An 18,680-nucleotide genomic window follows, 5' to 3' on the forward strand; every position below is an offset into this window, starting at 1 on the left:
CGGCGAAGCGACGGAGCCGCGGTTCACCGCGTCCAGGTCAGCAGCAGCGCGAAGATGGTGAGATCGGCGGCGACGTGCGCCACATACGGCGCGAGCAGGCCGCCCGCGCGGCGCCGCAGCACGCCGAGCATCACCGCGTAGATGGCCGCCAGGCCGACGCCGACGGCCCCGCTCGGGAAGCCGCTCAGGTGGAGGAGCCCGAAGGCGGCCGCCTGGACGAGCACCGCGGTCCAGCCGGAGGTCGTCACGGCGTCCAGCGATCCGAGGAACACCAGGCGAAAGACCGCCTCCTCGAGGAGCGCGTTGAAGAGCGCGAACCCCAGGCCGCCGAGGAGCAACAGCGGCAGCGAGACGGGCGGGAGCATGGCCCGCATCTGCGATAGATCGGGGCGCATCAGCCGGACCCAGAGCACGAGCGCGAGCGCGGAGACGAGGACGACCGCCGCGATCCAGCCGAGGACCACGGGCCCGAACGCCCCGCGCCGCAGCGGCGGCATCGACGACCGCAGCGCCGGCACGGCGCGCGCGAGCAGCGCGAACACGACGAGCGGCGCGGCCAGGGAGAGCGGCCAGGGCGCGGCGAGCCCCACCGCGACGGGCGCGAGCGTGAGCACCGCCAGGAGAGGCGCGTGGAGCGCCGCCCGGTCCGGCGCACGCGCCACGGCGAGCAGGGAGGCGAGCGCGACGCCGAAGCAGGCCAGGCCGAGGGCGCGATCCGCCGCGGCAGACGGGTACGCGGTGTAGGCGAGCGTCGCGGCAGAGACGGCGCAGAGCCCCGGCCAGCCAAGGCGAGGCGCCCCCACCCGCCCGGCGGCCTCGCCGACCGGCGTAGCGCCGGCCGGCGCTGCGCCAGACGGCTCCATCTGCCCCACCTGGCCGAGCCGCTCCAGAAGTTGAGCTTTCACTCGGATATAGTCGAGCTTTTGCTCAGGTTGTCAAGTACGCTCGGCCCATGGCCACGAAGCGCAAGAAGCCGCCGTCGACTGCGCCCCGCCGGGTGCCGCTGCAGGCGAGGAGCCAGCGGCGCAAGGAGCGGATCCTCGACGCGACGGCGGCGCTGCTCGCGTCGCGCGGGCTCGACGCAGTCACCACGAACGCCATCGCGGCGCGGGCGCGGACGTCCATCGGCTCGGTTTACGAGTTCTTCCCGAACAAGGAGGCCGTGCTCCACGCCCTGACGGGGCGTTACCTGGAGCGGCTACGGGCGCGCACCGAGGCGGCGCTCGCGGAGGCCCCGCCGGGCTCGTGGACGGAGTTCACCGAGCGCTGGATCGACGCGCTCGCAGCGTTCTACCGGACGGAGCCTGGCTACCGGGAGCTATGGTTCGGCGTGCAGCTGTCCGGCGCGCTGCTCTCGACGGCGGCGGCGTGGGGGGACGAGTTCTCGGCGCGGGTCGAGGCGATCCTCACGCCGCTGACGCCGGCGCTCGCGCCCGCCGGGCGGCGCATCGTCGCGCAGAGCACGCTGTACATGGCCTCGACGCTGCTCGCCCTCGCCGCACAGCAGGACGAGCAGCAGGGCGCGCTCTACGTCGAGGAGGCGAAGAAGGCGGTCTGCCGCTACCTCGCGCCGTACATCGAGCCGGCGGTCCGGACAGGGGAGAGCGCGTGACGCGGTGAGGCGGGTTCACGGATTATCGGGGTCCCAGCGCGCGCCTGCATAGTACGAGGGGTCACACTCTCCGAATCCCCCCAAATTCTATTCGCTCACGCACTCTCCCGGCACTGCGTCTGCTCAACATCATTCGATAGCCCAGTCACTTCTTCAACGTGGTTCCACCTAGTGCGAATTGAGCTTCAGGCGAACAAAGGCCGACCACCAGATCCGATCTCTGGCTGGGCGATTTCCGACTCATTCGTAGTCGAAGACGGGGCCTGAGTAGCCGCCAACAAAAGGCGCCAAGAAGTCACTCGGCCACACGACGTACTGCGGCCAATCGAGCTTACTGGTGAGCTTGGGAACGACGTGCGATCTGCTGCAATCTCTGGCCGCGTTGAGAAAGGCGCCCAGGATGTCTCCAGTTCCTTCGACGCCATGCACCGCGGGCACCGTGACCGCGACTTCGTCATCCACTGGCGAGACCACAATGTGAATGATATGCTTGTGCAACGCACGCGTACTGTCAAGAAAGTCAGCCAGATTCATCCTTCCGGCGCTCATCGGATGACAGATCAAACGATAGATAACGCCTACCGCTGAACCGGCGGTGTACCTCTCGTGCGTCAGGAGCCTCAGGCTCGCATGAAACATTGGTCTTCCCCGGTATGGCGGCGGCGCATAGAGCCAATCGAGATCTGGCCGATTGAGCTCGATTCCGTAGCCCACTCGGTTCCACTTCGCTGATAGGTACTCTGTCACAGGATCGTCTATCGGACCTCGTGGAACCTTGCCCGTTGTGTACCTTGAACAGAAGCGCTGGAGTCCGGGATCCCATTCCTGGAGAAATAGCTTCAGGCGGGATTCATCCTGTGCCTGCGGTTCGCGGAACTGCACTACACGATCCCGGACGGTTCCAATCTCCTCCATCTTCACCTCGGTGTTTCGCCTTGGTGGGAAGTATGGCGAAAAGAGAGGCCAATTGCTCGGGCCCAGGATGACTCTGGCTAGGTCGTGAAAAGAGAGAGAAGAGAGCGCCCAGAGATCTGATGCGGCCACGTGAGAAACGCCGGCCTCGCCCGCTTGTGGTTGGGGTGGCCACTCCTGAACATGTGGCTTCAGCAACTCGCCCCATTCTAGTCTTGCCGCACGCAATTCGACGTACACAAGCGTGCGAAGCCACACTTCGAGCTGCCAGCTCAGCCGATAGAGACGGAGTGCGGCCGATGGAACAACCTCGTAGCGCCAGTTCTCATCGTCAACCGCCGTGGATCCTGGCGCTTCGCCGGCCTCAGACCCCGAATCGTTGTGGCGCGCCCTCTCGGGAGCGCGCGGAATCTCTTGAGCAAGCGACGCTGCCGGTACGCTATGTGGGATCGAACTGGTGTGAGACTTGGAGGCGACAGGGGCTTGGACCAGAACAATGCTACTCGGAATTACACCGGATTTGGTGGCGAGCTTGGGCGCATCTGGCTCAGGAAGACCAGCCAACATGATGGCAACGCGACCCTGATCAAATGCATTGTCAATGGACTCACCAAATGCCAGTCCTCGGTAGAATGATGCAGCAAAGGCGATCGCAGTCCTGTCATCAACCGAGCTACTCATGCCGATACACACATCAATACAGTCCGTAATGGCCTTCGCCTGAGCCTCCGAATAGCATGAGCTCAGAAGCACAACACGGACATTACCTTTGAGCGCTTGAAAGAGCGCCTTCAGAGCTGCAGTAGACACCAACTGGGCTTGACCGCTGTCACCGACCAAGAAGATCCCTCCGGAGCCACCATGACCGCTGAAGTGAACGATGTGCGGTCGGTGAACGTTCAGAAGTTGAAGCAAGTCGTCTGGCCTTGTCGCCATGCCAGGCACTAGCTCAATCGAATCGCGATACTCCGCTAGACGCACCTTCTCAGCAATTGATCGGGCCTCCTCGTCCAGGGCAAGTTTGGTCGTGCCGGAGGGGTTTGCCGCAAGCAGCAGAACTTTGAGCGTTTTCATCGTGGAGTGCCTATCGTAAGAGCTTTCGTGTTCATCTCAACCCGCCCAACGCGCAAAGCATGGCCCGACCGAACTCGTTCGCCCGGGCCATGCCGAGTTCCCCGAAGGGCATCCCCGTCCAGCTCTGCTGGCGCTGGTCTGCCTACAGCGCCGCCAGCCTGTCGCCCCCCCGCCCCTTGAGCAGCCAGCATGTGGACGATACTACAGGGGTCTGTGGCGTCTGGAAGGCCGATCTTCGCGTCTGGCGAGCGCGGTCGAGGAAGGTTCGCCTGGCGCCGAGGAAGCCTCCGGCGAGGGAAGCCGGTCCCCAGTTCGCACGAGGCCGCGACGCGAGGCTGCCGTCCGGGTTCTCAACCGCATTCCATCGAGAGGGTCCTTCACCCCCCCACCCAGCTGCACGCTGCCGGCGCTAAAGGGGGACCGCTGCGGCAAGGCATGGGTCGATCCCGAGGCGGTTTCTCCACCAAGATCCGTCGGCTCGTCGACGCCCTGGGCTTGCCCCCTCGAGTTCGAACTCACCGAGGGGCAACGCCACAACCCCCAGCCCGCATGCTCATTGAGGGTTCCGCGCCGGGATACCTCATCGCCGATAAGACCTACGACTCGAATTCCATCCGCACCCAAATCGAGGCGGTGGGCTCGGTCGTCGTCATCCCCCCAACTCTGGCCGTATCCCCGTGCTCCCCTACGACCGCCACGGGTACAAGGAGCGCTTCGCCGTCGAGTGCACGTTCAACCTGCTCGAGGGTTTCCGCCGCTTCGCCATGCGCAACAAGAAGGCGCCCTGCAAGCGCGCCGCCTTCGTTGCGCTTGCCGCACCTTCTGCTGGCTACGTGGCTGCGAAGTGAGGGACTGGCCCTGGCTCTCGGCAGGGCGCCCCTTGCACGAAAAATGCGCCCTCAGGCCGCCGAGGCCCTCGGCTTCGCGCCGGCCGCGTGGCGGTTCGCCGGCCGCGCCAGACCGAGGTTCTCCCGCAGCGTGCGGCCCTCGTACTCCGTTCGGAACAACCCGCGTCGCCGCAGCTCCGGGATCACCAGCTCGATGAAGTCGTCCAGCCCGCCCGGGAGCCACGGCGGCATCACGTTGAACCCGTCGGCGCCGCCCTGCGTGAACCACGCCTCCAGCTGATCCGCGATCTGCTCCACCGAGCCCACGATCGTCCAGTGCCCGCGCGCTCCAGCCACCCAGAGGTAGAGCTCACGGATGGACAGGTTGCGCTTGCGCGCGATGTCGAACATCAGCGCTTGCCGGCTCTTGTTGTTGTTGGTCTCGGGCAGCTCGGGGAGCGAGCCGTCCACCGGATACGCGGACAGATCGACCCCGCCCGACAGGCCCGAGAGCAGCGACAGCCCGACCTCCGGCAGGATGAGGTCCTGCAGCTCCTGGTACTTCGCCCTGGCCTCCGACTCCGTCCTGGCGACCACGGGGAACACCCCCGGCATGATCTTCAGCTGGTCGGGGTGCCGCCCGTACCTGGCCATCCGGCCTTTGACGTCGGCGTAGAAGGCCTGCGCGTCTTCCAGCGTCTGCTGCGCGGTGAAGATCACCTCGGCGGTCTCGGCCGCGAGCTCCCTGCCCGCCTCCGACGATCCCGCCTGCACGATCACCGGGTGTCCCTGGGGCGGGCGCGGGATGTTGAGCGGCCCTCGAACGGAGAAGAACTTCCCCTTGTGATCGAGCCTGTGCAGCTTCGCCGGATCGTAGTAAGCCCCGGACGCCTTGTCGCGGAGGAAGGCGTCGTCCTCCCAGCTGTCCCAGAGGCCGGTGACCACGTCGACGAACTCGCGCGCCCGGACGTAGCGCTGCGCGTGGTCGGGGTGGGCGTCGAGCCCGAAGTTCCCCGCCGCCTCGCCCCCGCCGGTGGTGACCACGTTCCAGCCTGCCCGCCCCTGGCTGATATGGTCCAGCGAGGCGAACTTGCGGGCCAGCAGGTAAGGCTCCTCGTACGTGGTGGACGCGGTGGCGATGAAGCCGATGCGCTCGGTGACGACCGCGAGCGCGGAGAACAAGGTGACCGGCTCGAAGCTGGCCCCATAAGCGGTGCGGCCCTGCGCTCCGGGCCGGTTCTGCAAGGCGAGCCCGTCCGCCAGGAACACGGCGTCGAACTTGGCCCGCTCCGCCGCCTGCGCGATGCGCTTGTAATGCGCGAAGTTGATGCCTCCGTCCGCCTGCGCCTGCGGGTGCCGCCAGGCCGCCACGTGGTGGCCTGCGCCAGGCAAAAAGGCGCCCAAACGGATCTTCCGCTGATTGTCGCTCATGGGGTGTCCTCGGTCTCGGTCCTTCACGTGCGCGCGCGGGCACGTCGCCGCGCGACCGCCGCACGCGATCACCGCGCGCTCACCACGCCAGAGCGCAAAGGCCGTGCCCGGCGCCGGAGCCACGGGCGCAGCGGCGGAGATCGAAGCGCCGCCCCTCCCCTGCCCCCGCGACGTGCTGCGAGGGCAGCAACGGATCACCAGCGCTGCGGAAGCATTGCTGTCAGGGAAGCACCCGTCCACGGCAGCTCACCGGTCGATGGGCGGGTGAGCGCGCGGGCGCGATCGTTCCGCTCAGTGATGCGGGTGCGGGTGCGGGTGCGGCCCGTGCGGTCCCCGCCGCGGAACGCTCTCCGGGTCGGCCGGGTCGCTGCCGGCGTCCCGCTCGTCACCGTCGAGAAAGCCATCGCCGTCGCGGTCGACGCCGATGCGCTCGCCCGACCCGGGCGGCACGCAGGTATACGTCAGCTCGCTCCCGCCTCTCGTGGCCAGCCAGCGGAGCTCGCCGTCCCACCGCCGCGGCGCGCGCGCGCGGTCGGCGTCGAAGCGGCCATCGCCGGTGTACAGAAAGCCCAGCTCGTCTCCATGGGACCAGCCCTTGACCACGAGATCGCAGTCGCCGGCGTCGGCGCGCGCCATGAGCAGATCGACGCGCGGGCCGGCCACCGCCGCGTTCGACGGCGTGAGCGTGATCTGCTGGCCCACGATGGGCTTCAGGTTCGACTCCAGCGCCAGCATGTACTCCGCCACCTGGCGCTTCAGCAGCTCCCCCTCGGGGTCGACGGGGAAGCCGCCGGGGTTGTCCGGCGTCTGGACGAAATCGGAGAACGCGTTGAAGCGGACGAGCGTATCGACGGCACCGTCGTGGAGGAAGCCAAAGCCGCGGACCTGGTCGCCCATGTGCGCGTTGGAGCCGCCGAACGGGAACACGAACGACTCCGCCATGCCGAACATCCCGACCTTCTGGTACTGATTGCGCAGGTGCGGGACCTTGAAGAGCTGGGTCTCGTTGGCGTTGGCCGATCCGCCGTCGCTGCCGAAGAAGCCCGGCGCGAAGTCGTCGGGGTTGGCGTCGGGATCGACGGCGTGGCACCCGATGCACGAGGCGCCGAGTATGCTCGACACGGGCCCCCCGAAGAAGTCGCGCCCCGCGCTCTGATCGGGCGTGAGCGAGTCGTCGAGCGCGCGGATGGGGTTGGGTGGATACGTGACCTGGAGGATGAAGTCCGTGAAATCGTCCATCTCCTCCTCCGAGATCGCCTCGTGTCGCCCGAGCAGATCGACGAACGATGCGCTGAATTTCTTGAACGCCGCCCGCTCGTCGAACACCCCGCTGTCCGGCTGGGACGTGGGCGCATCGTGGCCGCCCGTGCGGTCGCCGCGCCAGTGCATCGGCCCGTGGTTCGCCATGCCGCGCAGGCTCTGGGTCGTCATCGGCCCCTTCATCGGGTGCAAGCTCGTATCCTGGCCGAAGAGATCGGTGCAGAACGGTCCAGGGTTCTCCAGCGCGGTGCCGTCCGGGTTCCCGAGGTCCCACGCCAGGCTGTCGAAGTCGCCGAAGATATGGCAGCTCGCGCAGGACGAGTCGCCGTGGCTCGAGCTCCGCGACGCGTCGTAGAGGACGCGGCGCCCACGGACGACGCTCGGAGGCTCCGGGTTGTGCATCGGCACGTGCGCTACCTCGCGGCGGGTCCGGGTGTCGATGACCGAGATCGCGTTGTCGAAGCGCGCGAGCACGTAGAGCCGGTGCCTGTCTTCATCGAGGACGAGGCCCGTCGGCCCGCCTCCAGGGACGCGGATCTGGTTCGCGGCGCTGGGCACGAACGTGTCGTTCTCGAGCTTCGCCGTGTCGAACACGCCGATCTTGTCCGAGCCGAGCGCCGCGACATACAGGGTCGCGCCGTTGCGCGTCACGGCCATCTGCGTCGGTTGCGCCAGGCTCTTCTCGCTCTCGACGTTCGGCACCGGCGCGCAGCAGCTGCTGTAATCGATGTGCTTGTTGAGGTGCCTCGGGGCGACGCCGCCCGGGCCGAGCACGGTGATCCTGCTCTCGTGCAGGTGGCCGCGCACGCTGTGGCCGGCGAAGATGCCCGGCCCCTCGAAGCGCTCTTCGTTCCGGGCGTCGGTGTTGGACACATAGACCTTCCCGTTCACCGGGTTCACGACCATGTTGAACAGGATGGTCCCCACGCCCGTGAAGAAGCCGCCTGGCCCGTCCACCTGGCGTGGCGGGTTGGCGAGCGCGTCGATGACGAAGACGTCCTTGTCGGGCAGCGAGAGGCGCACCGCGTCGTCGAAGGGGCGCCCCAGCTCGTCGACCCAGTGGGCCCCGTCGAACTTGAGAATGAGCCCGACCTCCGGCCGGGGGACTCCCTCGAAGTTGGTGTCGGGCCCGGGCAGTCCGCCCGCGGCCTCGCCGCCGTCCGGCACGAGGCTCTCGTCGATGACGGTCGTGCGGTTGCCCGAGTGGAAGGCGGCGGCGTAGACCCGCTTGCCGTCCGGCGTCACCGCGAGCGCGCGCGGCGTGTCGCTGAAGAGCGTCACGATGGAGAGCGGCGTGCCGCCGAGCGACGTCCCGGGCCGCCTCGCGTCGAACACCCAGACGTCCGCGCGCCCCACGCCGGGCGTCAAGAGCTGCGGATCGAAGGGGGCGTTCTGCCCGCGGTGGGCCGTGGTGATGAAGGCCCGCGAGCGCTGCGGCCCGGCGAACACGATGTCGCGCGGCTCGTCCCCCACGAGCAGCGTGCGGACGACGCGCGCTTTGGCGGGGTCTCGAACATCGACAACGCTCACGCTGTCGGACAGGTGGTTCACCACCCAGACTTCATCGTCGCCCCGGGCAGCCACGGCGACCGGCTCGAGCCCCACGGGCACAGACGCCTTGAGCTGCAGACGATGGGCTTCGACGCGGAAGATCTCCAGCCGGTTGTCGGGCGTGTTCACCGCGAAGAGCAGCTTGCCGTTCGACGACAGGGCCAGGGGGCGGACCTGGCCCGATTCGAATGTCGTGAACGGCGTGGCGGCCGCCGCGGGGAGAGCGGCGGCGAGGGACATGGCCGTAGCACCTACGCTGACAGCCAGGAAACGGCGCAGACAGCATGATGGCAGCATGCCTTCAAGCTATGTAGAATAAACACGTTTAACAACAAAAAAGCGGACGAGCGGTCGCGCCGTCATCCATGGCCAACGCGCTGGCTGTGTTCTGGGCTACGTGGTCGCACAGCGTGACTGTCATGATATCGATTCTCCGTGTGCCACGGTATGCCGCCTCACCGGCGCGGCCCCGCGGGCGCGCTGGCAAGACGATGTCAGCGGACCTGTCGCAGCGCGTAGTCGATGCCGCTCCGGAGCGTCCCCCGGGTGACCACGGTGCTGAGATCGATCTCGAGCGAGACGAGCGTTTGCGCCAGCTCGGGGCGCAGGCCGGTGATCACCGTCGTCGCGCCGAGCAGCCGGAGCGCCGCCGCCGTGCCCATCAGCGTGGTCGCGACCGCGGTGTCGATGAGCCTCACGCCCGTGACGTCGATGATCACGACGTCCGTCCGGTTCGTGTGCACGCAGCTCAGCGCCGCTTCGAGCGCCTGCTGCGCCCGGCTGGCGTCGATCGTCCCGATCAGCGGCATGACCATGATCCGCTCGGTGATCGGAATGAGCGGCGTGGAGAGCTCCGCCAGCCGCTCCTTCTGCGCCCGGATGATCTCCTCCTGCAGCGCCGCGCGCGCCAGCTCCGCGCGCTCGCGCTCGGTGAGCTCCAGCGTCAGCCGCTCGTTCGTCCTGCGGAGCTCCTCGGTCTGGCGCGCGACCTCGGTCTCCAGCTGCTCGTTCGACCCGCGGAGGGCGGCTTGCGCCTGCGTGAGCTCCGAAAGGGCCCGCTCGAGCTCGGCCGTCCGCGCCGCCACGCGTCGCTCCAGCTCGTGCGTGAGCGTCTGCAGCGCCGCCTCGGCGGCGACGCGCTCCTCGACCTGCGCCGCGAGGCTCTTCATCAGCTGCCTGAGCTTCGTCTGCACCCGGACGCGCGCGAGCAGCTCCTCGCTCTGGAACGGCTTGAGGAGGAAATCCACGGCGCCGAGGTTCAGCCCCTTCACCTTGTCCGCGCTCATCTCCGTGCTCGCCGTCATGAAGATGACAGGGATGTCGCTCGTGGCCGGATCCGTCTTGAGCCGCCGGCACGTCTCGAAGCCGTCGATCCCTTCCATCTTCACGTCCAGCAAGATGAGATCCGGCGCCACGTCCTTCGCGAGCTGGATGGCTCGCAGGCCGTTCGTCGCGGCCGCGATCTCGAACCCCCAGCCCGAGAGATTGTCGCGGAGCAACCTCAGGTTTCGCGGCTCGTCGTCGACGATCAGGACCGTCCCGGTATCACTCACGTTCGTCACACTGCCCTCTCCAGCAGACAGCCTCACTGTTCGCGCCAGCGACGCTGCACGAGGATGACTGCGCTCACAGCAAATCTCAACCCGACGCCCTCATCGGGCGCGACCGTCGATGCGCCCGCCGACGAGCTCTTCTATCGACTCCAGCCGGAAGTCCTCGGAGAGCTCGCGCAGGTGCTTGGCGAAGGGCGCGAGCCGAGGGTCGCCCAGCTCGAGCTTGTCCGCGTATTTCTGGATGTGATTGACGAGCCCCTTGCGCGCGAGATCGCGCAAGGCCTTGAGGTCCTCGTCCGGGGGCAGGACGACATCGCGGGTGCTTGTCACACCCGAGCTGGGGCTCGGCTCCGTCTCCTCGCCGGCGCCGTCCTGCCGCTCGTAGATCCACTCCAGCTTGAGGTGTCGCTGGAGCTTCTCGAGCAGCTCATCCATCTGCAGCGGCTTGGCAAGGAAATCGTCCGCGCCCGCTTCCAGGCTCTTGTCCTGGTCGGTGATGAACGCGCTGGCGGAGGACGCGATGATCACCGTCCCTGCGAGCTCCGGCGCCCTTCGCATGCGGCGCATCATCTCCCAGCCGTCGAGCACGGGCATCGCGAGATCGGTGATGATCAGATCGAACCTCTCGCGCGCCGTCCTGTCGAGGCCCTCCTGGCCGTCGTTCGCCTCCGCCAGCTCGAACCCGAGGGTCGCGAGCATGCTGATGACCACGGCGCGGTTCTCCGGCTTGTCGTCCACCACGAGGAGCCTCCGTCGCGGGCCCTTGTAGCCGACGATCTGCCCCTGCGCCGTGCGCCTCACGGTGTCCGTCCAGTCGGGCGCCTCGGCGAGCGTCAGGTCCATCCAGAAGACGCTGCCCTTGCCGAGCTCGCTCCTGACCTGGATGGAGCTGCCCATCAGCGTGACGATGCGCTGGCTGATCGCCAGCCCGAGCCCGGTGCCCTCGCGGTGGCGACTCTTGTCTCCGACCTGCTTGAAGGGCAGGAATATCTGGTCCAGGTGCTCGGCGCCGATGCCGGTCCCCGTGTCCTCGATCTCGAAGCGTATCCTGCGCGTCTTGGTCCGCGATGCGGGGCTCGCGCCGTCCTCCGGGAGATCCTTGCGCGCGCCCCGTGGCCCGCCGGGCGCCTCCGCGACCGTGAAGGTGACGCTGCCGTTCTCGGTGAACTTGATGGCGTTGCCGAGCAGATTGAGCAGGATCTGACGCAGGCGCCGCTGGTCGGCGCGCACCCCCTCGGGCAGCGCGGGGCCGGGCTTGAACACGAACGCGATCCCCTTCTGCTCCGCGCGGATCCGGCAGATCTCGGCCGTCGCGTTCAAGAACGACGGGAGATGGAAATCGTTGGGGTGAATCTCCATCGTCCGCGACTCGATCTTCGCCAGATCGAGGACGTCGTTGATGAGGGTCAACAGATGAGAGCCGGACTCGGCGATGACCTCGACGCCGCGCAGATCCTGCTCGCCCAGGCTCCTGGAGCGCTTCAGGATCTGGGCGTACCCGAGGATGCCGTTGAGCGGTGTCCGCAGCTCGTGGCTCATGTTGGCGAGGAAGTCGCTCTTCGCCCTGTTGGCCGCGTCCGCGGCGACCGTGGCCTCCTTGAGCTCGGCGGTGCGCTGCTCGACGCGCTGCTCGAGCTCCTCGTTCGTCTTCGCCAGGGCGGCGAACGTCTCGCGGAGCTGCTGGGCCATGCCGTTCAGCGCGTCGCCGATGTGCACGAACTCCCGGGTTCCTGACGCCTCGAAGCGCTGCTCGAGGTCACCGCCCCGGATCCGCTCGGCCGCCGTGACGAGCTGCCGCACCGACGGCAAGGTCACGCGCATGATCACGAGGACGGGCAGCGCGACGAGCGCCAGGATCGAGAACGCCGCGATCAGCCAGTAGTCCCAGTACAGCCCTTTCACCGACGAGAGCAGCGCCGCGCGAGGGACGTCGGTGAGCAGGACCCAGTCCGGCGCCGCGATGCGCGCCGCCACGATCACGCGCTGATCCGTGCCGCCGACCACGTGCGCCTCCGCGGCGTCGTCGCGCTTCGCCGCCTCGAACGCGCGCCTGAGATCGTCGTCGCCGATGGACTCGACCGTCAGCGTGCCTTTGCTCCCGTGGATCTTGTCCTGGTGCACGCTCGAGACGAGCACCGTCCCATCACCCCTCACGAGGGCGTGCTCCGTCCCCGGATACAGCGAGAGCTCCCGGAAGCTGTCCATCACCGCGTTGACCGTGACATCGTGCCCGGCGCTCCCCGCGAACGCGCCGTCGCGGAAGAACGGCACCACGACGCTCACCATCCACTCGCGCGCCCCCGGGTCGTAGCTCGTCGGCGTCCAGCGCGGCTTTCCTTCCGGGTTGTTCGCCGGGAGCACGAGCGTCGTCCACTCGGAGTTGACGAAATCGACGGTCGTGTCGACCTGATCGATGTAGTTCGTGTGGCTGGGCCAGTACATCACGAGCCCGTTCCGCCTGGGGATGAGCCACGTGTTGATGGGCTCCCCCGGCGCCCCCGCCGAGTACAGCTCGGTCATGCGCTTCAGCTCCAGGAGAAAGACCTTCTCCCGGTCGTCGAGCGGGTAGCCAGCGGGCAGCCAGACGATGGCGTCTCGCCTGGGCTCGAAGCCCGCGTTGCGCGACACCATGCCGCCGTCCCGCGACGGCCCGACGAGGGCGTCGAACTTCTGCGGGGTCTCTCCCTCGACTTCATGTAGCGCCGAGGTGAGCATGCGGCCGTACCGCGCGACGCTCGCCTCCGCCTGGATCAGGCGGTCGTTCATGCGGCGGGTCCACTCGTCATGCGTCCGCGCGAGGACGCCCAGCTCGTTCTTCAGGATCGCGCCCTCGATGGCCCACGCCGCGATCCACAGCCCCGGACCCACGAACACGAGCAGCGCGACGGCCAGCGGCCCCGCGACCCAGAAGGACAGACTCGGCGCCGTGCGAGGGCGTTGGCCGCTCCGCTCCCCCCGTTCATTCATGCGGTCATCGTACACGAATACAGGACCGCGCCGCTTTGGAAGGTCAATGTCCGGAACAGAAAATATGGACACATGGTAGGACCATGCGTGCCTCACGAGGACTGCGCCGCCACCTCGACGCAGGTTGACTGACATGCTCGCGGAGCGAGGATCGATTGGCGCACAGCGTGCGCCGGTGAGCTCACGCACCGTGGCCGCGGCTCGGTGGCGCGCTGGCCGCGGCGCGGCGGCTACTCCCAGCGGAAGAGCTTGAGGGCGAGCGCGAAGGTCGCGACGCCCCAGACGGCGAGCAGCGCGAGCTCGGGCGCGATCACGGCGAGCGGCGCCCCCTCGAGCATCACGCCGCGGAGCGCGTCGTTCAGCGCGGTGAGGGGCAAGGCCTGGACGAACGGCTGGATCGCGTCGGGGAAGCGATCGGCCGAGAAGAAGACGCCGGAGCAGATCCACATCGGGAACGTGACGAGGTTGCCCAGGCCCGAGATGCCCTCGAGGGTCCGCGGCCGCGCCGCGATGAGCAGGCCGACCCCGGCGAACGCCAGCGCGCCGACCACGGCGACGAGCGCGAGCGCCGCGAGCGAGCCGGCGATCGGCACGCCCAGCACGAGGACGGCGAACAGGAGCAGGGCCACGACCTCGAGCGCCAGGAACACGAGCCGCGCGCCGAGGTGCGACGCGAGCAGCTGCCACCGCGGCATGGGCGCCGCGACGAACAGCTTCAGGAGCTTGCCGATGCGCTGCTGCACGATCGCGACCCCGATCCCCCAGATCCCGGTCAGCATCACGTTCATGCCGAGCAGCCCGGGCACCAGGAAATCGACGTAGCGGGAGCCCCGCTCGGCCTCGGTCACCTCGAGCGCGGCCGGGCGGAAGGCGTCGGCGCGCCCCGCGGCGCGCTGGAGCGCCTGGTCCACCTCCAGCCGGGCGAGGCGGCTCTCCGGCCGCGCCGGATCGAACCAGTACGTGGGCGGATCGGTGGCGAGCACGACCAGCGCGACCTTGCCCGTCCGGAGCTCCTGCTGCGCCTGCGCGCGCGGGACCACCCGCGGGACGACCTGCCCCGACGCCTCGAGCGCCGCGCGCCGCGGCTCGGCCCCGGCGCCCTCCTCGACGCTCACCCGCACGGGCTCCGCGGGCTGGTCCCTGAACGCGACGGCCAGCGCCGCCGAGAGCACGATCGGGAACACGAACACCCAGAAGAGCGCCTCGGGCTCGCGCAGGAACTCCGCGACCCGCGCCCGGATGAGGAGCGCGAGCGACGAGGCGCGCAGGGAGCGGAGCCACCGGGCCATCACGCGGCCTCGTCGTCCGCGAGCGTCCGCCCGGCGAGCGCCATGAACACGTCCTCCAGGCTCGCGTGGTGCGTCGCGAGCCGCTTCGGCGCGGCCCCGCGCGCCGCGCAGAGCGCGAGCAGCGGCGGGAGCACGCGCGCGACGTCGCGCACCGTCAGCCGGAGCGCCCCCTGCGCGGAGCGCACGGCCTCCACGCCCGGCAGCCCCGTGAGCTCCTCCTCGGCGATCTCCGCGTCCACCTCGACCTCCACGACGTGCTCGGCGCCGAGCGAGGCGACGAGCGCCGCCGGCGTGCCGAGCGAGAGCAGCCGCCCGCGATCGACGATCCCCACGCGGTCGCAGAGGCGCGCGGCCTCCTCCATGTAGTGCGTGGTCAGGAGGATCGTGCGGCCGCGGGCCTTCAGATCCTCGACGATGGCCCAAATCTGACGGCGCGACGCGGGGTCGAGGCCCGTGCTCGGCTCGTCGAGGAACAGCACCTCCGGATCACCCGCGAGCGCGCACGCGAGCGACAGCCGCTGCTTCTGCCCGCCCGACAGCGTGCGCACGAAGGCGCTGGATTTTTCCTGCAAGGCCACCCAGCGCAGCGCCTGCTCCGGCTCGATGCCGCGCGGGTAGAAGCTGCGGAACAGCGCGATCACCTCGCCGACCCGGAGCTTGTCCGGGAAGCGCGTCTCCTGGAGCTGGATGCCGAGCCGGGCGCGCAGCGCGATGCCGTCCCCCACCCAGCGCTCGCCCAGCACCTCGACGTCGCCGGCGTCGGGGCGGGTCAGCCCCTCGAGGATCTCCACCGTGGTCGTCTTGCCCGCGCCGTTCGGGCCGAGCAGGCCGAAACACTCGCCGCGCCGCACCTCGAGGTCGAGCCCGTTCACGGCCACGACGTCCCCATAACGCTTGACCAGGCCGCGGCAGACCAGGGCGGGAGAGGCAGACACGGCACGTCTGTATCGCAGAGGACGGCAGAAAGGAACCGGGACACTTCAATCCAACGCGGCCTTCGCGCGACCCATCGCGGCCTCCGGCGCGACGACGCGTGCAGGGCGGAGGCGCCTCGGATCGCCCTCAGCAGACGAAGCACACCTCCACGCGCCCACAGGAGCGCCGGAAAATTCGACAGACGACGCGACGTATCGCCTCTCCGGAGAATCGAATCTACCAGACACCTGCGGCGAGCGCGTCGAGCGCGGCCCTGCAAGGAACCATCCGGTCCGGAATCGTGGCTCGCCGGTCTGCAAGCTCAGAGCGACGGAGTGGGGGGCGCGTGGTGAGCGATGAAGAGGGAGTGGTGCCCGTGCACTGCGGTGAGGTCATCGCAGACCGCTACCGGGTCGAGCGGCCTCTCGGCATCGGGGGGATGGGGGCCGTCGTCGCGGCGCGGCACCTGTCGCTGGGCGAGCTGGTGGCCGTCAAATTCATGCGGCCGGAGCACTGCGGCAACGCGGCGCTGCTGAGGCGGTTCCAGCGCGAGGCGCGCGGGATGTTCCGGATGAAGACGGAGCACGTGCCGCGGATCTACGACCTGGGCGCGCTCGCCCCGAGGCCGGGGATCGCGCTGCCGGTGCCGTACATCGTGATGGAGCACCTGTCGGGCAACGATCTCCGCTCGATCCTGGAGCGCCGCGGGCGGCTGCCGGTCGACGAGGCGGCAGAGTACGTCCGTCAGGCCTGCGTTGCCCTGACGGAGGCGCACGCGCTCGGGATGGTGCACCGGGACCTCAAGCCCGCGAACCTGTTCCTGACGTACCGGACCGACGGCACGCCGCTGCTCAAGGTGCTCGACTTCGGCGTCGCGAAGTTCACGAGCGCGAAGCCGGAGCACGACGGGCTCGAGATGACGACGGCGCGGTCGGTCATGGGCTCCCGCCGCTACATGGCGCCGGAGCAGATGCTGACGCCCAAGGACATCGATCTGCGCGCGGATCTGTGGGCGCTCGGGGTCGTGCTGTACCAGCTCGTGAGCGGCACGCTGCCGTTCGGCGCGGAGACGCTGGAGCAGTTCGTGCTGGTCGTGTCGGAGAAGGCGCCCCGGCCGCTCCGGAGCGCGTGCGCCGATCTGCCCGAGGGGTTCGAGGAGATCGTGATGCGCTGCCTCGAGAAGGACCGGACGCGCCGCCCGGCCTCGGCCCGCGAGCTCGCCGCCGCGCTCGCGCCGTTCGCGCTGCGCGGAGCGCCCGACGCGACGCTGCCCACGGGGGTGCACCGTACCCAGCCGACGTTCACGTGGCTGGACGATGGGCCGCCCACGACCGCCGCGCGGCCGCCCACGGCGTCCGCTCGGCCGGCCGCGGCCTCCGTTCGGCCGCCCACGACGGCCTCCGGGCCGGCCGAGACGAGGCGCGAGGGCCGCCGCCCCAGGCGAACCTGGCTGGCGGCCACGGCCGGCGCGGTCTCCGCGAGCGCCACGCTGGCCGCGATCCTCCTGTCGCCCGGGTGGCCGCGGGCGGCGGGGTCGACCTGGGCCGGCGGCGCCGGGGCCCAGCACCTCGCGGGCGTGCCGCAGGGGCTCGCCGCGGAGCCGAAGGGGAACGCGGTGGCAGCCAGGTCGTTCCAGGCGCCCGATGACGCGGCCGAAGGTGCGCCGCACGACGACGCAGCCAGCGCGTGCGAAGCGCCCCAGGCCGACGCCACAGGCGCGCGCCCGGCCACGCGCAGCGGGGCCGGCGCCGTCCTGTCCACGAGGACCGCGCCGCCCGCGCGGGCGAACGCGGGGAGTCCGCAGCGCGCGCCGGTGCGCGGGGTGCACGCGTCCGGGTCCTCGCCGGCGCCCGCCGCTGGCGCCGCGGTGCGGACGGCGGCGAATACGCCGGCGCCCGTCCGGGCCGCGGCGGCAGGCGCGCCGCCCCTCGTGGCAGCGCCCCGCAGCGGCGCTGAAGCGGCGACGCCGGCGGGCGCGCCGGACAGCCCGTGGTGATCGCCATGCCCCGAGGAGCCCTGCCGAAGATCCCCTGCTGCTCGCGCCCGCGCGGGCTCACGTCCGCCCTCGCGGCCCTGTCGCTGTCGCTCGCGCCTGCGGGCGGCCAGGCCGGCGAGCCCGGTCCGGCGCAGTCCGACACGGCACAGACGAGCCCCAGCCTGGCACAGCCCAACCTGGGACAGGCCAAACCCAACCCGGGACAACCCAACCTGGGACAGGCCAAACCCAACCCGGGACAACCCAACCTGGGACAGGCCAAACCCAACCCGGGACAACCCAACCTGGGACAGCCCACCCTGGAGCAGCCCAGAGCCAACCCGGGACAGCCGGGCGGACACAAGGAGCAGGTGCTCGCGCTCTATCAGGCCGCGACGCGCCTGCTCGAGGCGGGCCGCATCGCCGAGGCGTGTGCCATGCTCGAGCAGGGCCGGACGCTCGATCCGACCGCCCTCAACCTCCTCCTGCGGCTCGGCGAGTGCCTCGCGCGCACAGGCAGGACCGCGGGCGCCTGGAACGTCTTCAGCGAGACCGCGGCCATCGCGAAGAGCGCGGGAGACCCCCGCGCCGCGCGCGCGGCCGCGCTCGCGGCCGCGCTCGAGCCGCGGCTCTCGCGGATGGCGATCGCCGTGCCCCCCGGGAGCGCCGCGCCGGGGCTCGAGATCCGACGCAACGGCGTGCTGCTCCTGCCCTCCCAGTGGGGCCAGGCGCTCCCGGTCGACCCGGGGACGCACACGATCGAGGCGCAGGCGCCTGGCAGGAAGCGCTGGTCGATCGAGCGCGTCGTCCCGCCCGACGGCGCGGGCGTCGTCATCGACGTGCCCCTCCTCCTGGCGCAAGAGCCGCCCCCGCGCGCGCTCGCCGCCGCGCCGAAAGGCCAGAGGACGCAGGCGCCTCCCGCCCTGCCGATCGACGACCGCGGAGGCGGCGCCGGCGCAGGGCGCGCGCAGCGCGTGATCGCGCTCGTGACCGGCGGCGCCGGCCTCGTCGGGCTCGGCCTTGGCGCGGTGTTCGGCGTCGAGGCGATCGCCCGCAGGGACGCCTCGAACAGCGGCCACTGCGACGCGCGGAGCCGCTGCGACGCCGTCGGGGTCTCGCTGCGCGAGGACGCGCAGGAGGCCGGCACCGCCTCGACGATCGCGTTCTCGACCGGCACCGCCGCGCTGCTCGCGGCCGGCCTGCTCCTCTGGACGGCCCCGCCCAGCGCCGCCGGCCCGCCCGCGCGCCGCGCCACGGCGGCGGCCGCCGCCGGCCCCGGCGGGTTCTCCCTCGTCGTGGGCGGGAGTTACTGAC

12 protein-coding genes are annotated in these 18,680 nt (G+C 69.9%); 4 read left to right on the forward strand and 8 right to left on the reverse strand.

Annotated features, from left to right (window positions below; all coding sequences use genetic code 11):
* Positions 1-23: 23 nt before the first annotated feature.
* Positions 24-905 carry a CPBP family intramembrane glutamic endopeptidase gene (locus tag WMF44_RS30130; protein ID WP_437293505.1) on the reverse strand — a complete coding sequence of 294 codons (882 nt, stop codon included), beginning with the start codon at positions 903-905 and terminating at the stop codon, positions 24-26.
* 47 nt (positions 906-952) lie between these two features.
* On the opposite strand from WMF44_RS30130, the gene WMF44_RS30135 reads away from it, so the two are divergent.
* On the forward strand, positions 953-1,612 hold the full coding sequence (locus WMF44_RS30135; RefSeq protein ID WP_437293506.1) for a TetR family transcriptional regulator: 660 nt from the start codon (positions 953-955) through the stop codon (positions 1,610-1,612).
* Between the two features lie 240 nt (positions 1,613-1,852).
* Here the strand turns inward: WMF44_RS30135 and WMF44_RS30140 are convergent, their stop codons facing one another.
* Entirely contained in the window at positions 1,853-3,598 is a 1,746-nt protein-coding gene (locus WMF44_RS30140; RefSeq protein ID WP_437293507.1) for a CHAT domain-containing protein, read from the reverse strand.
* 677 nt (positions 3,599-4,275) lie between these two features.
* Between WMF44_RS30140 and WMF44_RS30145 the strand changes: the two genes are divergently transcribed.
* Positions 4,276-4,446 carry a hypothetical protein gene (locus WMF44_RS30145; RefSeq protein ID WP_437293508.1) on the forward strand — a complete coding sequence of 57 codons (171 nt, stop codon included), beginning with the start codon at positions 4,276-4,278 and terminating at the stop codon, positions 4,444-4,446.
* Positions 4,447-4,497: 51 nt separating this feature from the next.
* Here WMF44_RS30145 and WMF44_RS30150 read toward each other — a convergent pair whose 3' ends face one another.
* The 6 genes from WMF44_RS30150 to WMF44_RS30175 all read right to left on the reverse strand — a co-directional run bounded on the left by WMF44_RS30150 (position 4,498) and on the right by WMF44_RS30175 (position 15,411).
* The gene (locus WMF44_RS30150) at positions 4,498-5,856 is read right to left on the reverse strand and encodes an LLM class flavin-dependent oxidoreductase (protein ID WP_437293509.1); all 1,359 of its coding nucleotides are present in this window, start codon (positions 5,854-5,856) and stop codon (positions 4,498-4,500) included.
* A gap of 291 nt (positions 5,857-6,147) precedes the next feature.
* Positions 6,148-8,907, reverse strand: coding sequence for a beta-propeller fold lactonase family protein (locus tag WMF44_RS30155; protein ID WP_437293510.1), 2,760 nt, complete (start codon positions 8,905-8,907; stop codon positions 6,148-6,150).
* Between the two features lie 254 nt (positions 8,908-9,161).
* A complete protein-coding gene (locus WMF44_RS30160) occupies positions 9,162-10,229 on the reverse strand; it encodes a response regulator (protein WP_437293511.1) in 1,068 nt (355 codons plus the stop codon).
* 90 nt (positions 10,230-10,319) lie between these two features.
* On the reverse strand, positions 10,320-13,187 hold the full coding sequence (locus WMF44_RS30165) for an ATP-binding protein (RefSeq protein WP_437293512.1): 2,868 nt from the start codon (positions 13,185-13,187) through the stop codon (positions 10,320-10,322).
* Positions 13,188-13,417: 230 nt separating this feature from the next.
* The gene (locus tag WMF44_RS30170) at positions 13,418-14,476 is read right to left on the reverse strand and encodes an ABC transporter permease (protein ID WP_437293513.1); all 1,059 of its coding nucleotides are present in this window, start codon (positions 14,474-14,476) and stop codon (positions 13,418-13,420) included.
* On the reverse strand, positions 14,476-15,411 hold the full coding sequence (locus WMF44_RS30175; protein ID WP_437293514.1) for an ATP-binding cassette domain-containing protein: 936 nt from the start codon (positions 15,409-15,411) through the stop codon (positions 14,476-14,478). Before WMF44_RS30175 ends, WMF44_RS30170 begins: the two co-directional genes overlap by 1 nt.
* Positions 15,412-15,767: 356 nt before the next feature.
* Here WMF44_RS30175 and WMF44_RS30180 point away from each other — a divergent pair, with 356 nt between their 5' ends.
* Positions 15,768-17,387, forward strand: coding sequence for a protein kinase domain-containing protein (locus WMF44_RS30180; protein ID WP_437293515.1), 1,620 nt, complete (start codon positions 15,768-15,770; stop codon positions 17,385-17,387).
* Positions 17,388-17,392: 5 nt separating this feature from the next.
* Positions 17,393-18,679 carry a tetratricopeptide repeat protein gene (locus WMF44_RS30185; RefSeq protein ID WP_437293516.1) on the forward strand — a complete coding sequence of 429 codons (1,287 nt, stop codon included), beginning with the start codon at positions 17,393-17,395 and terminating at the stop codon, positions 18,677-18,679.
* Position 18,680 lies beyond the last annotated feature (1 nt).

Origin of the sequence: Sorangium sp. So ce426, from assembly GCF_051475585.1 — a bacterium.
GTDB classification, from domain to species: Bacteria; Myxococcota_A; Polyangia; order Polyangiales; family Polyangiaceae; genus Sorangium; species Sorangium cellulosum_B.